The organism is Marinomonas pontica, assembly GCF_026191375.1.
Lineage (GTDB): Bacteria > Pseudomonadota > Gammaproteobacteria > Pseudomonadales > Marinomonadaceae > Marinomonas > Marinomonas pontica.
Window position 1 is genome coordinate 53035 of sequence record NZ_JAODTL010000014.1, and the last position, 13736, is coordinate 66770.

A 13736-nucleotide genomic window follows, 5' to 3' on the forward strand; every position below is an offset into this window, starting at 1 on the left:
AACAAAAAAGCGCCAGTTAACTGACAAAAATATTCACATAAAATGATGACCAAACAAAGAGCGCTCGTTAAAACTGATAATAGAAGCCATATTGCTTCTACAGTTTAGTAGCAAATACGAAAAAAGCCGTTGGATAATCGTGAACAAAAGAGGGAAGTCGAACAAGAATGGAACAGCGAACACCAAAAGATCAATTGCTTAAAAAAGACAACAACACGCAGAGTGGCCTTACTCAATGAGACAGTAAGACCACGCAGAAAGAAGACGCTATTTATTGCGGGATAAAAATGTCGAAAACGCCTGATGCGCCTCTTTTGAACGCAGACGATCCTTGAAGATTCGCCCTTCGCGCATCAGCGCCATTTGCACGTCGTCTTGACCACGATATTTAAGCAAATCCTTGCTCAAAGCGACCGCTTCTACCGGCAAAGCAGCTACCTTTTCGGCAAAACGAAAAGCCACTTTATACGCTTCTGTTTCTTCGCAAAGATGGTTTACCAATCCCAGTTCATGAGCCTGTGTGGCATCAACAACCTCACCCAGAATCAGTATTTCGAACGCTTTTTGATGGCCAACCAATTGCGGTAATACATGGCTCGATGCTGCTTCAGGAACCAACCCCAATTGCACAAATGGAAACTGCAAACGCGCTTCGCGCGAGGCCAGCACCAGATCACAATGCAATAACATGGTTGCACCTACACCAACTGCTCGGCCTTCTACGCCTGCAATCAGCGGCTTTTTATAGCTGGTTAACACCTGCAAGAACGCCATAATGGCTTCCATTTTTTCAGGTGTTTGAGCGATTTGAACAAACTCATTAATGTCATTGCCCGAGGAGAAGTCACCTCCCGCACCGTGCAGCAGTGTCACTTTAATCTCTGGGTTTACTCGGCTCGACGCAAAGCGTCCGTTAACGCCTGATACATATCCAGCGTGATGGCGTTTTTTCTCAACACGGTCAAAGCATAAGACCTGAATACCAGACTCAATACTTTCAGTAACAAAATCACTCATTACTGATTCTCCTTAGAGGGTAAATGCAACACTTGCTCTTCAACCAATTTGCGCACCATTGGCCCTTCTTCGGACCAACCGTGACAGCTATTGACTAACTTTTTAAGTGCAACAGGAATTTGCTTCGGGTACTTTTCTCCCAATGGCTGCCACATGGTCTGGAAAGCCGTGGTTGCCGCCACAGGAAACAGCTCCAGAACATGAGTACAGCCCACTTTTCCACTGAATGTTTGCTTTAACCAACGACTCCATCCCGCCTCAATACGCGTTCCCTTTAGCACATCAAAACTGGGGGCAGCACCACCACAGCTCGGAAACGGAAAGGCGTCCATGGAAACCGACACGTCTTTTATTAAAAATGTGTCATCCAATGTTAAGCGAACCGAAATATCATGAAACGGACTGCCTTCAGGTACCAAACTTCCATCAAATTCACGGTTCACATTGTACGATTTCAAATCCTGCATCGTCGCTTCAATATCCCAATCGCCATCTTCTCGCAAATAACCATAGGACTCGATCGTACGTCGATGCATTAGCTTGCGTTTCACCTGCGACATCATTGCGCTCCTACTTGTCGATACTGCTTAATAGTGCCTATCAAAAAGGCAAATTAAGCGTTTTCTTCTCGCAAGGCGCGACGCAGCACTTTACCCACATTGGTTTTTGGCAGTTCTTTACGCACTTCAACAAATTTTGGCACTTTATAAGCGGCCAAATTTTCTTTGCAATAAAGACGCAACGCCTTCGCATCCAGTGAGTCGACATTGGCTTTTAACACCACAAACGCCTTCACAGATTCGCCAGTCTTGTCGTCTGGCACCCCAATGGCAGCGGACTCCAAAATAGCCGGATGAGAAGACAAGCAATCCTCTACTTCTGTCGGGTAAACATTAAACCCAGAGACGATGATCATGTCTTTAGCACGGTCGACTATCTGCAAATACCCATCCGGATGCTGCATCGCGATGTCACCCGTAATCAAAAAGCCGTCTTTGGTCATCACATCACGTGTGGCTTCTTCACGGTTCCAATAGCCTTTCATAACTTGAGGCCCACGAACACATAACATGCCAGCCTCGCCTTGAGGTAAGGCTTCACCATCATCGCCCTGAATTTTGATGTCCGTTTCAGCAACAGGCAAACCGATCGTACCAATTCGCTCTTGCCCGATTGGGTTAAACGATACCACTGGCGACGTTTCCGTTAGGCCATATCCTTCTACCACCTGACACCCAGTGACACGCTTCCATTCATCGGCTGCGGCATGAGTTAACGGCATTCCGCCAGAACAGGTCAGTTTCAGGCTTGAAAAATCCAACGTTTTAAAGTCAGCGTTGTTGCACAAGCCAACAAACAAAGTATTCAAACCGACAAAACCGGTAAATCGCCACTTTTTCAACTCTTTGACAAAACCTGGCAAATCTCTTGGGTTCGGAATCAGCACGCTGTGAGCACCGCGCTCCAGCAAGGTCAAACCGTGAATCAGGAAGGCATAAATGTGATAGAGAGGCAGTGGCGCAATGTAAATTTCGTTCGTGTCCCCAATAATGGACTTCAATCTGGAGCTAAGCTGATACATATTCGAGATTAAATTAGCATGGGTCAGCATAGCGCCTTTCGCCACACCTGTTGTGCCGCCGGTGTATTGCAGAACCGCAATTTGCTCTGGCTTACACGCCACTTTAGACACCGCTTTGCCTTTCCCTTTTTCCAGCACATCATTCAGCATCATGGCATTAGGAATGTGGTAGGCAGGTACCATTTTTTTCACATATTTAACAATAGAGTTAACAAGCAAGCGTTTTATTGGTGGGTGAAAATCCGCAATTTCCGTAATGATGACGTGTTTTATCGACGTTTTGGCAATGATTTTTCCGACATTGTGCGCCATGTTTGCAAACACAACCAATGCCTTCACATTGGCATCATTGAACTGATGTTCCAGTTCTTTTGGTGTATACAACGGGTTGGTGTTCACCACAATCATTCCCGCTTTCATCGCGCCAAATAAAACAACCGGATATTGAATGACATTAGGGAGCTGAACCGCAATTCGGTCGCCCGCGACCAAATCCGTCTCGTTTTGGAGATACGCCGCAAATTGATCCGATTTTTCATTCAGCTCACGATACGTCATAGTGCGTCCGACGCTAGTAAAAGCCGGCAAGTCTGCGAATTTTTTGCTCGCCAATGCCAATACGTCTGGCAACGACTGATAACCATGAGGGTTTAAAGAATCCGGCAAATAGCTGCCCGGTGTTTTTTCAAGGTCGGTATTGCTATGAAGTGGAGTATCCGTTGACATAAAAAGCTCCATTTGTTTTTTTATTTAGGAGATTAAGGAAATACAAAAGCTCAACTACACAATAGCAGTTGAGCTTCAGAGCGATAAAATACTAGACTCAGCGCTATAATGGGAAAATCTGAGTCAGTTTCGTCGCTAGCATAATGTCTCCATCTGCACGGATTTTACCCTGCATGAAGGCCGCCATACCATCTAATTCACCGCTCATGACTTCTTTGAGTGTGTTGACATCCATACTCAATGTTACCGTTGGGTCATCGTGTTCGCCTGCTCCCATCTCACATTTGCCATCTTCGATACTTAAGTGATAGCTGTCAGCATCGTCTAAGTCAAATTGAAACACCGCTTCCATATCGTCGGCTTCATCGGCATCAAAACGACCTAACATGGCTTCAAAAATTGCGTTTGCTTCACTCATCATATTAACCTCTGTAAAAACTATTTGAACAAGGTACCGAACTCAATGTCAGTACCGTTAAATTTTTCAAAAACTCTCATTGCTCAACACAGTTACGCTAAGCGTTTAAGAATAAAAAGTTATCTTCATCCATCGCCAACAAGTTATCTGCACCAGACAACATCGCTTCAACATGTGAACGGGTACGCGGCAACAAACGCTCATAATAGAAGGTCGCTGTTTGCAGTTTGGCCGTGTAGAAACCCACTTCATCCGTGCCTTCATCTAACTTAGTTTGCGCAGTAACTGCCATGCGAGCCCAGAAATACGCTAAGACAACATAGCCAGAGAACATCAAGTAATCGACAGATGCCGCCCCTACTTCCTCTTTGTTTCGCATGGCTTTCATGCCGATTTTCATCGTCACATCGCCCCACTCGCCGTTCAATTTATCCAAGGCGGTAATGTAAGATTTAACGCGTTTATCGCCTTTATGCTCTTTACAGAATTTATGGATGATTTTAGTGAAGCGACGTAACGTCGCGCCTTGTGTCATCAACACTTTACGGCCTAATAAATCCAACGCCTGAATGCCCGTAGTACCTTCGTACAACATGGAAATACGGCAATCACGTACATTTTGCTCCATACCCCATTCGGCAATAAAACCATGACCACCAAACACTTGCAGACCTTGGTTTGCCGCTTCAAACCCTGTTTCAGTTAAAAAGGCCTTCGCTATGGGTGTCAGTAAAGACATCAGCTCATCCGCTTCTGCTTTTTCATCTGCAGAACCACGCTTCATGGTATCTACCAGCATAGAACAGTAATGAATCAATGCGCGACCACCTTCAGCAAAGGCTTTCTGAGTAAGCAGCATTCGACGAACGTCTGGGTGAACAATGATAGGGTCAGCGGCTTTTTCTGGCGCTTTTGGGCCAGACAACGCACGCATTTGTAGACGATCTTTCGCGTAAGCAACGGAGTTTTGCAATGCCCATTCAGCATGTGCCAAGCCTTGTAAAGCAGTACCAAGACGAGCGGTATTCATGAACGTAAACATGCAATTCAAACCACGGTTGGCTTCACCGATTAAGAAACCTTTCGCGCCGTCAAAATTCATCACGCAAGTCGCATTACCATGAATGCCCATCTTGTGTTCAATAGAACCACAAGACACTTGGTTACGATCCGCCATTTCACCTGCGTCATCGACATTGTGTTTTGGTACGATAAATAAAGAGATGCCTTTTGTACCCGCTGGCGCATCCGGTAAACGAGCCAATACGATATGAACAATGTTATCCGCCATATCGTGCTCACCCGCAGAGATAAAAATCTTAGTGCCGGTAATCGCGTAGCTACCATCGCCTTGCGGTTCTGCTTTGGTTTTCAGCATTCCAAGGTCAGTACCACAATGAGGCTCCGTCAGACACATAGTGCCAGTCCATTCGCCCGATACCAGTTTGGTCAGATACGTTTGCTTTTGTTCATCCGTGCCATGCAGCTCAATCGTATTCATCGCACCGTGACTTAGCCCCGGATACATGCCCCAAGACCAGTTAGACGTGGCGATCATTTCTGTCACCATCATCCCGAGTGAATCTGGTAAACCTTGCCCGCCCATCTCTTCGGGATGAGATAAAGAAGGCCAACCGCCTTCCACATATTGCTGGTAAGCTTCTTTAAAACCGTCTGGAGTAGTCACAACGCCGTCTTTAAATTGGCAACCTTGCTGATCGCCCACACGGTTTAGAGGAGAAAGAACACGTTCGGCAAATTTAGCGCCCTCTTCAAGGATCGCCGCCACCATGTCAGGCGTCGCTTCTTCAGCGCCCGGTAGCTTTGCATAATGCCCTTGAAAATCGAGAACTTCTTCAGTAACGAATTTAATGTCGCGTAACGGTGCTTTATATTCAGGCATGGCCTATGACCTCTTATTGTTTTTATTCCATCCGTTCCAATAGGAACCTCTAATGCTAGAAAGGTTCCTCTATCGGAGACTTTCTCTCAATAACAAAAGGTGCCAAAGTTAATGACAAAATAGACCACAGTCATCATTTCGTCACTCAAACCAAGCAAATCATTCAGAAATTGCCTTACAAAAATGACCAAAATACATCGATGATTCACGCATCAAAGCAACTCAGCACTGTATTTTCGCACCCTATCCGACCAAACACCTTCTGCATCACCAATTATTTCCATACGACTTGGCTGATGCCAAGCAGACAGCGTGCTGGTGATTTCGCCCCTCGCTGCATTGACAAAAACCGCCTCGCTTGCTGTCACAGCGAATACCCCTTTAACACGATATACCCCCATTTCCATCATGATGTTTTGCATCACAAACAGCACTTTGTCAGCGTCAAAATCCTCACCGACCGGCCAATGCCAACCCAACACCTGCATGGCATCCTGTTTTTTTTGATAATGCCATCGGCCAATAATATTAAGCGATACGGGTTGAATCGAAGGCGGTATCTGTTCTTTCTCAATAAGATTGGATTCACCAAAAAGCGGACCAGCATGGGGTTGTGTTACGGTAGAAAACTCAGTCAAAGGCGAGCTAGCCAATCGAACATCCAGCTCTAATGTCGTGAGTTCAGAGACTGTCAACCCAGAGCCTGTCAATTTAGAAGCCGTCATTGCCAGAGGGCTAGAGGTAAACAAGGAGGGCGTTTTTTCTGACAGGGAAAGGGCTTCTAAGTACTGTTCGAGCACGCCGACATCCCGCGACGAATACTGATCAACATGGCTTAAAACAAGGCCATCAGCCGACTCAATTTGATCTTTAAACAGGGCATGTTGCGTATACCGCTCGTCTTGCAAGCTTCTCGCATCAAGTACACAGAACACACCACTCAATAACAACACATCGTGATATTCCGCGCCCCTTAGTTTCTGAATAATTTGCTTAGGATGACCAAGACCAGAAGGTTCGATAAAAATGCGGTCTGGATTATAGCGTCGAATAAGTTGATTTAGCCCCTGCTGAAACGCAGCGGAGGTCGTACAGCACACACAGCCACCGGGGACGTCACTGATGGCCACCCCAAGATCGGCATAAAAAGCGCTGTCTAGACCAATATCACCAAATTCATTCACCAACACAGCCCAACGTTCATTAAGGGGGGCTTGAGCCAATATTTGACGAATGAGCGTGGTTTTCCCAGCGCCTAAAAAGCCCGTCACCAACGTGACTTTTATTCCTTGATAACGCATTTTATATACATCTCAGCCAAGTACAGAGCGTCAATTTAACCATCAATGCGCGTTAAAAAGTATATGCAAAAATCACACTAGTGGTGCCATCGGTTTTTTTATTCTCATCTAACACTTGGGTATTGTGCGCCAAACTGTATGCCGCCTTCATACTCAAATCGTCCCTTAGCTTGATACTGATGGATGTCTCTGATTTCGAACTCGTGTTTTTGTGACTTTGTATGGCAGCGTCGGTGCTGAACGATTGCTGAAAGGTTGTATTCGGGCTGATTTTATATTCGTATTGCACTTCAAGATGGACAATGGCTGTTTCATCTTCTTTCCCTTCATCGGTTTTGCTAAAGGAGTAACCGGGACCGATACTGTAATCTAAATAGGAAAACTCATCACCGAACACCCGTCCAGAATACCCAACCGACACCGTATTTTGATATTCATAACCACTAAAACGATCATCCGTATAGGAACCATACACAAAAACAGAACGATTATCGCGACTGAGTTTATAGTCACTTTGAGCCGACAAAAACAGCTTATGTGCAATCGTTTTTGTGTCTGATTCTTCGTCACTTCTGCCGCGTTTATACAAGGTATCCAATTGATATTTGGCTTTCCACTCTTTAAAGTCTTGCTTGACCGTAGCCTTTCCCTTGAGAGCAGAACTTTCCGTATTACCGGTAATCGAGATCATCCCCAATTCCAATTCGGCACTCAAAGGCTCCAATGGTTTTGGCGCTTCCTCTGCGTAAATACAGGGTGTCACTCCAACAAGAACAACCAGCGCGGCTCGCTTTAAAAGCATCATGTGGATGGATTCCTTATCTTTCTCAATCAATAACAGGCCGACGAAATAAGGTAGGGAAAACCGTCACTTTTGTGGTGTAAAACAAGGGTGGGTCTCCTACCTAAAATCACCGTTAGACGTAGGAGACATTTTTGCATTGATATTGACTAATCACAGTCAAATTACTGCTAACTATAAGAAAAATAATGGATAAAAAAATGACATTACTGACACACGCAAATAGAGCTATCGGCTAAACTAACGAACCTTCACATTGTTATTCACGTCTTTGCTTTGACGAATCAGTTCATCCCCAGCCACCGCTCGGGACGATTTTGCCAGCCGATCATAAAGCAGCACATTCACCGACGCAGCCAAATTCATGCACCCAACCGTAGGCACAAAAAACCACATAATCAGCCTTATCGACCGTCTTTTGATCTATCGTTCCGTCCTCAGGTCCAAAAATGTACAAGGCTTTTTCTGGGTGTTCAAAACGCGGTAACGGCGTCGCACCTTGAATCAAATCAACACACACAATTTTAGTGCCCTCGCCCACCGCATCAACAAGACTGTCCACATCCAAACTTGTTATGTTGATTAGCGGAATAGACGAACTGGCTTTTTTAGTGTCGGTCGACATTTTGGCCGCACGGTCATAACGCGAACCAGAGTACAGCACTTGGTCAACCTGATAATTCCCAGCGGCTCTCATCACAGAGCCCACATTAGACGTACTTTTTGGGTTGGTTAACCCGATGGACACAAACTCATTCGTCATCGACATTCACTGCATTAATAGTAAAAAGAAAACCAATAATAACACTTTTCGTCCCCGCAGCCGCCATTTCAAAGTGCATTCCTTCAGCCAACGAGCACGCCTGAAATCCGGCAAACATTAAGTAAAAAGCAGTACAACCTACGCGAAACGCTTTCACTGAGCAGACAGACGAGTAAACTGAATCGCTAAAAAAACGCCATCGATTAACCTAATCGCTAGGAAACAGCATGAACTTACTTAAAAAATTTGGCCTAACATTGCTCGCGGCCGCGACGTTTCAGACACAAGCAGCCTCTGTGTGGAAAATCACCTCAGGTACACACACCCTGTACATTGGCGGCACCATACACTTACTGACACCACAAGACTACCCATTGCCAAAGGCATATGAACAAGCTTACCAAGCGGCCAATAAAGTCGTATTTGAAACCAATATGGACACGTTAAATCAGCCTCAGTTTAAGCGCCAAATGCAATCCGAACTGTCTTACCACGATGGCACCACGATCGCCCAAGTCCTTTCCCCAGCAACCCTTCAGTCTCTGCAAGACTATTTAAACACTCGACATGTTCCTCTTAGTGCCATTCAAAACCTAAAACCCAGCGCACTGGCTATTTCTTTAAGCATGATTGAATTGAAACACCTAGGATTTACCAGTGAAGGAGTAGACCAATTTTACGCGCAAAAAGCACAGCAGGACCACAAGCCCAAAGGGTGGCTAGAAGAACCCGAAGCACAACTTGCTTTGCTCAGCGACTTAAACGACCAAGACAATGACGCCGTGGTAAATTACACCTTAGATGACATTAAAGACATGGCCAATACCATGACCAAATTGCGCAACAGCTGGAGAAAAGGCGACATAGAAGCCATGGCTGCCATAGAGCTCAATGACTTTAAAAAAGACTACCCAGAAATCTATCACTCTCTTCTAGTAAAACGAAACAACCTATGGGTACCGCAAATTAAAGCCATGCTGGAGAACGACACAACCGAATTTGTCATGGTCGGCGCAATGCATCTGGCGGGACCTGACAGCGTGTTAGAGAAACTCAAACTCAGCGGCTATCAGGTCACTCGGCTATAGTCAGTCGATAAAGCACCCTCAACAGGGAGAAATCACCCTACACTTAGGTGTTTTTTCCCTTTATTCCTGACCAATCGATTATTTATTGCAATTTAGCTCCCCAAACCACGCCATTTTTTTTATACTTGCCGCCGAAATGATTTACTGACCAATTGATCAGTTACTAAACTTATCTCGGCGTATTTTTTGTGAATTTTTTCCCCGAACGCTGGATTCACAATGTGACAAATACCGCTGCCCTGCTAGCAAAAGGTTTTCTAATGCTCGAACGTTATTTCCAACTTAAAGCCCACAATACCAATGTACGCAATGAAGTAATCGGAGGTATCACCACCTTCCTTACCATGGCATACATCATCTTTGTGAACCCTTCCATTCTTGCCCAAGCAGGCATGGACCAAGGCGCCGTATTTGTCGCAACCTGTTTAGCCGCCGCGATCGGTTGTTTAATCATGGGTCTGTACGCAAACTACCCCATTGCTTTAGCCCCAGGAATGGGCTTGAACGCTTTCTTTACTTACGGCGTAGTTCTAGGCATGGGCTACACATGGGAACAAGCTCTTGGCGCGGTCTTCCTGTCGGGTATTCTTTTCATTTTCATCAGTATTTTTAAGATACGCGAGTGGGTCATTAACGCCATTCCTTCGTCGTTAAAACTGGGGATTGCTGCAGGTATTGGTCTTTTCCTAGCGATGATTGCTTTGCAAAACTCTGGCATTATCGTAAAAAACCCCGCCACCATGGTGTCGTTGGGTGACCTTTCTTCTCCTTCTGCTATTTACGGTTTATTGGGTTTCTTCGTCATCTGCGCGTTGGCGTACCTAAACGTGACCGGTGCCGTGATGATCGGCATCATTTTCGTGACTATCTTATCGATGCTATTTGGTCAAAATGAATTCGGTGGATTGGTTTCTGCACCACCTTCTATTGCACCTACCTTCTTAGCCATGGACATTGAAGGCGCGTTTCAAATTAGTATGCTAAGCGTCATTTTCGCTTTCTTCTTTGTGGATTTATTTGACACGTCTGGCACCCTGATTGGGGTAGGTCAACGCGGTGGATTACTGGACAAAGAAGGCAAATTACCTCGCCTTAAAAAAGCGCTATTAGCGGATTCTGGAGCCACTGTTGTTGGTGCTGCGTTGGGCACATCGTCTACAACCAGCTACATTGAAAGTGCGTCGGGCGTTGCGGCCGGTGGTCGTACTGGCCTTGCGGCGGTTGTTGTCGCTTTACTCTTCCTACTGAGTTTATTCTTCTCACCATTGGCAGGTTCTATTCCAGCTTACGCGACGGCTGGCGCCTTAATGTACGTTGCTGTTCTAATGACAAGCAGTCTTTCCCATGTGGATTGGGATGACATTACCGAAGCCGCACCGGTACTGATTGCTGCGTTCACAATGCCATTAACTTACTCAATCGCCGATGGCATTGCTTTGTCGTTCATCAGCTACGCGGTGATCAAATTGTTGTCTGGTCAAGGCAAACAAGTGGGTGTCGCGGTATACCTACTGGCGGCGTTATTTATCGCTAAGTTCTTTATTTTTGTTTAAATAAAGACCACAAGATACACACCATCAAAAACGGGAACAAAGGTCACTTTGTTCCCGTTTTTGTTTTATCTGCAACAGCCCTTAATCACATCGACTCTAATATCACCAAAACGCTTTTTTCGGCTTCGCAAAAACGACGATCTGCTATATGATGCGCCATCGATTTTACGCCCCCTCCAAGTGAAGAATACATGTCTGACAATGCGCTCTATACGGACCTATCTGGCTACTACGATTTAATGTGTGCTGATATCAACTACCGCGCTCAAAGTAACAGCGCACATCGACTTCAGCAGATTTTCGGGAATGGCGGGACACGGCATTTAGACTTAGCGTGTGGCACCGGGCCGCATATTCAATACCTTCTGCAAGAAGGATATCAATGCAGTGGATTGGATATTAATCAGCCTATGCTGGATCTGGCTAAGCAGCGCTGCCCTGAGGCGGATTTCACGCTCGGCAACATGTGCGATTTTGAGATAGACACGCCTTACGACTTCATCACCTGCTTTTTATACTCCATTCATTACAGCGGCGACATAAAACACCTCACTGACTGCATTCGTAGTGTGCACTCTGCACTCAGCGCCAATGGGGTTTTCTGCTTCAACTCGGTCGATAAAAACCACATAGACAATGACTTATCGGCAAAACACAGCGTCCATGTTGAAAACAGTGTATTTTCGTTTGGTTCTTCTTGGTTTTACCGTGGCGAAGGTGAAAAACAAACACTCAAATTAAGCATTGAAAAGGCCGATTCGAATCATACTCAGCGCTGGAACGATGAACATCCTATGGTTGCCATCGGCTTTGCCGAACTACTCGCTCTCTTAGCACCATACTTTGACGTTCATGTGTTTGAACACGAGCACGATAAAATCGTGGCTTGGAATCAACAGTCGGGCAATGCGATTTTTGTCTGCGTAAAAAAGACAACGAAGGGGAAATCTGACTTATTTTTCGCACATCGCGCGGTATTTTAAAATCAGTCCAACGATTTCATGGTCGCTTACGGTGGAAGACAGGGATTCATTAATAGAACGTCGTTGCGGCAAACGAATGTTAAATTTGCTCTTTAGTAATCCAACCACTTGTGAATCTGAGTTTGGATCGAAGGTTTGGCTGGCAAAAATGCAAATGCGCTGTAATAGAAACTCTTTTGCTGTATTGATCATGTATTTCCTAAAATAGTAGAGAAAATGCCCATATGACTGAATGGACAAGAACGAAGAGCTTCTAATATGCTCTGGCTTCTTCGCTTTGTCCACTAATGCTTTCCCTAAAACCTAAAATCATGGCTCGCTCAGCAAGGGCAACGTGACCTCAACCAACAAACCGCCCAACGCACTGCGAGCCGCACGGATACTTCCTTGATGTTGGCGAATGGCATTTTCAGCGATGGCCAAGCCCAGCCCCGCGCCACCACTGTGTCGATCTCGTGCAGTAGACACCCGGTAAAAAGGTCGAAATATCGAATCCAATTCATCCTCTGGCACACCATCACCGTCGTCTTCTACTTGCAGTAGCAGAACATCGCCTTTGGCTTGTAACGACACCTGTATCTGATGTTTACCGTAGTGAATGGCATTGCGAATAATGTTTTCCAACGCACTCATTAACAACTCAGGATGACAGGTCATCAACCGCTCTGGCACGTCTGTCACCGTCAGTATTTTGCCCATTTGCTCGGCTTCGAATTGACTGTCTTCCAACAAGGCATCACACAAGCTCGATAAAGGTTGAGCTTCTCTATTTAAATGACTGTCTACTTGCACGCTGGACAATTCCAGCAGCTTGCCAATCATTTGCTCAAGTCGTTGGGCTTCTGTATCAATGCGTGCCAAGTCTGGACTATCTCCCAATTTTCTGTTTGCTAACGCCTGCGCCATTCTCAGTCGCGTTAATGGAGATCGTAACTCATGAGAAATATCCGACAACAAGCGTTGCTGGCGAGAAATCATCATATTCACCGCTTCAACCATTTGGTTAAAACTGGCGCCCGCTTGGCGGAATTCAGATGTGCCCTTCTCTAATTCTGGATCGATTTCAAACACCCCTTTCGCCACACGTTGTGCGGCGCGCTCTAAACGTCTTGCAGGCTGACTCAGGTGCCCACGCTAGCCAGAGCAACAACGGCGTACTCACCAACATAACAGCCAACAATAAACGAAACGGATGATCAAACAGCTGCAACAAGAAATTAGGTGGCTCGCCCCAACGAGTACCGATGTACAAAAAGTAATCTTGATTGGCCAATCGCACAGGAAGTGGCCCTGAAATCATCATTTTGCCATACAGTTTTTGTTGCGGGTTGTTAGGGTTTTCAATCGTGGTGGTAAAGTTACGCAGCGCCTTAAATGAAAAATCAGGACGACGCTCAGACGTCAGAATGTTTCCGTCTAAATCGGTAATAAATAAACTTAATTTATTTTTGTCATCACCTCGATGAGAACGCCCTTCTAGACTCATCACTGCGGATGCCAAATCTGGAGCCGAAGCAAAAATCTGCTCTGCACGATCTCGTATTTGCAACATTTGCTCGTAATGAGGCGGGTCAATATCACGACTTTTTCGCGGATCAAG

Annotated in this window: 13 protein-coding genes and 1 pseudogene; 3 read left to right on the forward strand and 11 right to left on the reverse strand. The window is 45.6% G+C overall.

The window, feature by feature from the left end:
- Positions 1 to 267 precede the first annotated feature (267 nt).
- From N5P32_RS02060 to N5P32_RS02095, 8 genes are all read right to left on the reverse strand, one after another.
- Positions 268 to 1017: an enoyl-CoA hydratase-related protein gene (locus N5P32_RS02060; RefSeq protein WP_265727540.1), complete on the reverse strand. Its 750-nt coding sequence runs from the start codon at positions 1015 to 1017 to the stop codon at positions 268 to 270.
- Positions 1017 to 1580: a DUF2889 domain-containing protein gene (locus N5P32_RS02065; RefSeq protein ID WP_265727541.1), complete on the reverse strand. Its 564-nt coding sequence runs from the start codon at positions 1578 to 1580 to the stop codon at positions 1017 to 1019. Before N5P32_RS02065 ends, N5P32_RS02060 begins: the two co-directional genes overlap by 1 nt.
- A gap of 50 nt (positions 1581 to 1630) precedes the next feature.
- A complete protein-coding gene (locus N5P32_RS02070) occupies positions 1631 to 3325 on the reverse strand; it encodes an AMP-binding protein (protein WP_265727542.1) in 1695 nt (564 codons plus the stop codon).
- Between the two features lie 103 nt (positions 3326 to 3428).
- The gene (locus tag N5P32_RS02075; RefSeq protein ID WP_265727552.1) at positions 3429 to 3743 is read right to left on the reverse strand and encodes an SCP2 sterol-binding domain-containing protein; all 315 of its coding nucleotides are present in this window, start codon (positions 3741 to 3743) and stop codon (positions 3429 to 3431) included.
- 97 nt (positions 3744 to 3840) lie between these two features.
- Positions 3841 to 5646: an acyl-CoA dehydrogenase C-terminal domain-containing protein gene (locus tag N5P32_RS02080; protein ID WP_265727543.1), complete on the reverse strand. Its 1806-nt coding sequence runs from the start codon at positions 5644 to 5646 to the stop codon at positions 3841 to 3843.
- A gap of 212 nt (positions 5647 to 5858) precedes the next feature.
- Positions 5859 to 6947 (reverse strand): CobW family GTP-binding protein, encoded by a 1089-nt coding sequence (locus N5P32_RS02085; protein WP_265727544.1) that lies wholly within the window; start codon positions 6945 to 6947, stop codon positions 5859 to 5861.
- Between the two features lie 52 nt (positions 6948 to 6999).
- Positions 7000 to 7752, reverse strand: a complete 753-nt coding sequence (locus N5P32_RS02090) for a DUF481 domain-containing protein (protein WP_265727545.1) — start codon at positions 7750 to 7752, stop codon at positions 7000 to 7002.
- A gap of 325 nt (positions 7753 to 8077) precedes the next feature.
- Complete coding sequence (locus N5P32_RS02095; protein WP_265727546.1) at positions 8078 to 8512, reverse strand: TrmH family RNA methyltransferase; 435 nt, start codon at positions 8510 to 8512, stop codon at positions 8078 to 8080.
- 227 nt (positions 8513 to 8739) lie between these two features.
- On the opposite strand from N5P32_RS02095, the gene N5P32_RS02100 reads away from it, so the two are divergent.
- From N5P32_RS02100 to N5P32_RS02110, 3 genes are all read left to right on the forward strand, one after another.
- Positions 8740 to 9600: a TraB/GumN family protein gene (locus tag N5P32_RS02100; RefSeq protein WP_265727547.1), complete on the forward strand. Its 861-nt coding sequence runs from the start codon at positions 8740 to 8742 to the stop codon at positions 9598 to 9600.
- A 260-nt stretch (positions 9601 to 9860) separates the two neighbouring features.
- Positions 9861 to 11153, forward strand: coding sequence for an NCS2 family permease (locus tag N5P32_RS02105; protein ID WP_265727553.1), 1293 nt, complete (start codon positions 9861 to 9863; stop codon positions 11151 to 11153).
- A gap of 191 nt (positions 11154 to 11344) precedes the next feature.
- Positions 11345 to 12136 carry a class I SAM-dependent DNA methyltransferase gene (locus N5P32_RS02110; RefSeq protein ID WP_265727548.1) on the forward strand — a complete coding sequence of 264 codons (792 nt, stop codon included), beginning with the start codon at positions 11345 to 11347 and terminating at the stop codon, positions 12134 to 12136.
- Here the strand turns inward: N5P32_RS02110 and N5P32_RS02115 are convergent.
- From N5P32_RS02115 to N5P32_RS02125, 3 genes and pseudogenes are all read right to left on the reverse strand, one after another.
- Positions 12107 to 12328, reverse strand: coding sequence for a hypothetical protein (locus tag N5P32_RS02115; protein WP_265727549.1), 222 nt, complete (start codon positions 12326 to 12328; stop codon positions 12107 to 12109). The two genes, N5P32_RS02110 and N5P32_RS02115, sit on opposite strands and share 30 nt — an antisense overlap.
- Before the next feature lie 117 nt (positions 12329 to 12445).
- Positions 12446 to 13207, reverse strand: a complete 762-nt coding sequence (locus N5P32_RS02120) for an ATP-binding protein (protein WP_265727550.1) — start codon at positions 13205 to 13207, stop codon at positions 12446 to 12448.
- Positions 13200 to 13736: pseudogene (locus tag N5P32_RS02125) on the reverse strand (hypothetical protein); the annotation flags it as partial. The gene N5P32_RS02120 and the pseudogene N5P32_RS02125, both read right to left, overlap by 8 nt.

Bases quoted from the DNA above. Each gene is read 5' to 3' on its own strand.
- N5P32_RS02060 (WP_265727540.1), bottom strand. From the start codon at position 1,017: ATGAGTGATTTTGTTACTGAAAGTATTGAGTCTGGTATTCAGGTCTTA.
- N5P32_RS02065 (WP_265727541.1), bottom strand. From the start codon at position 1,580: ATGATGTCGCAGGTGAAACGCAAGCTAATGCATCGACGTACGATCGAG.
- N5P32_RS02070 (WP_265727542.1), bottom strand. From the start codon at position 3,325: ATGTCAACGGATACTCCACTTCATAGCAATACCGACCTTGAAAAAACA.
- N5P32_RS02075 (WP_265727552.1), bottom strand. From the start codon at position 3,743: ATGAGTGAAGCAAACGCAATTTTTGAAGCCATGTTAGGTCGTTTTGAT.
- N5P32_RS02080 (WP_265727543.1), bottom strand. From the start codon at position 5,646: ATGCCTGAATATAAAGCACCGTTACGCGACATTAAATTCGTTACTGAA.
- N5P32_RS02085 (WP_265727544.1), bottom strand. From the start codon at position 6,947: ATGCGTTATCAAGGAATAAAAGTCACGTTGGTGACGGGCTTTTTAGGC.
- N5P32_RS02090 (WP_265727545.1), bottom strand. From the start codon at position 7,752: ATGATGCTTTTAAAGCGAGCCGCGCTGGTTGTTCTTGTTGGAGTGACA.
- N5P32_RS02095 (WP_265727546.1), bottom strand. From the start codon at position 8,512: ATGACGAATGAGTTTGTGTCCATCGGGTTAACCAACCCAAAAAGTACG.
- N5P32_RS02100 (WP_265727547.1), top strand. From the start codon at position 8,740: ATGAACTTACTTAAAAAATTTGGCCTAACATTGCTCGCGGCCGCGACG.
- N5P32_RS02105 (WP_265727553.1), top strand. From the start codon at position 9,861: ATGCTCGAACGTTATTTCCAACTTAAAGCCCACAATACCAATGTACGC.
- N5P32_RS02110 (WP_265727548.1), top strand. From the start codon at position 11,345: ATGTCTGACAATGCGCTCTATACGGACCTATCTGGCTACTACGATTTA.
- N5P32_RS02115 (WP_265727549.1), bottom strand. From the start codon at position 12,328: ATGATCAATACAGCAAAAGAGTTTCTATTACAGCGCATTTGCATTTTT.